Origin of the sequence: Azospirillum sp. B4 (genome assembly GCF_000333275.1) — a bacterium.
Taxonomy (GTDB): Bacteria; Pseudomonadota; Alphaproteobacteria; order Azospirillales; family Azospirillaceae; genus Nitrospirillum.
Window position 1 is genome coordinate 1 of sequence record NZ_BACU01000109.1, and the last position, 999, is coordinate 999.

Sequence of the window (999 nt, forward strand, 5' to 3'; positions counted from 1 at the left end):
CGGAGGCCTTGCCTTTATGTGAGCCGAGATTGTCCATGATGACGATGTCGTTGGGCTTCAATGTCGGGACAAGGACCTGCTCGGTATAGATCCTGAAGCGCTCGCCGTTGATCGGCCCCTTGATCAGCCACGGCGCATCCACGCGATCTTGGCGCAGGGCGGCGATGAAGGTCATGGTATTCCAATGGCCGAAGGGTGCCGGACCAGGTAACCGTTGCCCACGCGGGGCCCAGCCTCGCAACGGCGCCATGTTGGTCTTGGTCCACGTCTCGTCGATGAACACCAATCGAGACGGATCGATCCCCGGTCGCAGTCTCAGCCATCGCTCCCGGTGGCGGGCGATGTCCGGCCGGCTTCTTTCCGTGGCGACCAAAGTCTTTTTTTATAACTCAGTTTCTCAGCATGCACGAACTCCCAGACCGAGCGGTAGTCCACCTTCAAATTCCGGTCCGCCAGCTCACGGACAAGACCACGTAAGGTGAACGGGCCGCTGGCACAGCGCGTCAGCAGCCAGTCCCGGTGCTCCCCGGAGATCGCCTTCGGCTTATGCCCTCCCATCTGACCAGGAGCCACGCTGCCGGTTACCGCCTCGCGCTCCAGCCATTTGATCGCCGTGCTCACCGCAACGCCAAACCGCTTCGCGGCCTGATGGCGTGACAGGCCATCAAGCTTAACCGCGTCAACAACGCGCTGACGAAGATCCATCGAGTACGGACGACCCATCGTTCCCGGCCCCATATAAATCAAACCGGTAACCTTGAATCACATTCCAAGCTCGTTGGGAATCCAATCCTGAATCAGCCTTATTTCATCCCGCTTGTCTTATGAATTTCCGTGCCGACGGGCGACGATGGAATCGCTGGGAGAGGGCTGCACCCCTCTCCCAGCGGCGAGGGACGGATCGAGTGACCGCAGGCTGTTAACGAGCCGAGTTAGAGTTTGATCGCCCTCGTCTTTTTCATTGGCCTGAACGGATACCGGGGAGAAAGCCCCGTATGA

At 59.5% G+C, this 999-nt stretch carries 1 pseudogene; it reads right to left on the reverse strand.

What is annotated here, in order from left to right:
* A pseudogene (locus I55_RS34095) lies at positions 1–723 on the reverse strand (IS630 family transposase); the annotation flags it as partial.
* Positions 724–999: the final 276 nt, after the last annotated feature.